1 protein-coding gene is annotated in these 1,223 nt (G+C 40.6%); it reads left to right on the forward strand.

Going from position 1 to position 1,223, the window contains the following annotated elements; translation table 11 throughout:
- Positions 1 to 185: 185 nt before the first annotated feature.
- Entirely contained in the window at positions 186 to 1,130 is a 945-nt protein-coding gene (gene yidC / locus EST42_RS03475) for a membrane protein insertase YidC (protein WP_134644229.1), read from the forward strand.
- Positions 1,131 to 1,223 lie beyond the last annotated feature (93 nt).

The following is a 1,223-nucleotide window of genomic DNA, read 5'->3' on the forward strand; positions in this document are numbered from 1 at the left end:
GCTAGTGCTCCAGCCTTCCAAGCTGGGAATGCGGGTTCGATTCCCGTCGTCCGCTTCTCTAAAGTAGCAATCGTTGGGTGCTATTTTTTAATGGTTAAAAATCTTTGTAAAGTTAGTTTACAAAGATTTTTTTGTGATATAATGGATTATTGTAAAAAAGAGAAATAGGTAAGGATCGATATTCCATGAAAATTAAAGGCTTAACGCCCATCTTGTTTATTTTATTGATTATTTTGTTTGTTACTGGTCACGCAGACTTTTTGGAAGGTCCATTGACTAGCTTTATGCACATGTCAGAAGACTGGATTGGTGGTACGAATGCAGTTGGTTGGTCAATTGTTATTTTGACATTTGTGGTGCGTTTGATTTTGTTGCCAATGATGATTCACCAACAACGTGGCGCAACTATTCAGCAAGAAAAGATGCGTTTGTTGCAACCACAGATGAGCAAGATTCAAGAAGCACAGAAGGCAGCACAAACACAAGAAGAAAAGATGTTGGCATCACAAGCTATGATGGCAGTTTACCGTGAGAACGGTGTTTCAATGCTTGGTGGTATGAATTTTGCCACATTGATTATTCAATGGCCTGTCTTTATGGGATTGTACGCTGCTATTAAGAATTCACACGAAATTGCACACGCTACTTACTTTGGCATTAACTTAGGATCACAATCGCCTGTGTTAGCAATTGCCACGGCTGTTGCCTATGGTGTTCAAGCGTACTTGTCGTTGATTGGTATTCCTGCTGAACAAAAGAAGCAGATGCAATCAATGATGTTAATGATGCCGATCATGATGTTGATTATGACTTGGGTTACTAACGGTGGTATTGCGTTGTACTTCTTTGTTGGTGCATTGGTTATGATTATTCAAACCTTGATTATCATTGTTTGGCGGCCAAAGCTGCGCGCACAAGTTGCTGAAACGTTCGTCGTAAAGGATGTCGTTGATGATGCGTTGGCTGGGCGCTTGCAATCGGAGCCAACAGGCCCATTCGCTGAAGCCATGAAGGCAGCACAAGCGCAACAACAAGGGACAGAACGCAAAGATATTACAGGTAATGTCAGCGAAAGCGATACTGATTCATCAAAGTCAAACGGTCGTAATGCTGGTAAACAAAAGCGTTAATTAAAATTTTTAATTCTAAAAAGAGGCTGGGACAAAACTCAGTTCAATATTTTGAATAAAATCAGGCGCAAACCCATGATATACATGGGTTTG

It is taken from the genome of Weissella cibaria (assembly GCF_004521965.1).
GTDB classification, from domain to species: Bacteria; Bacillota; Bacilli; order Lactobacillales; family Lactobacillaceae; genus Weissella; species Weissella cibaria_A.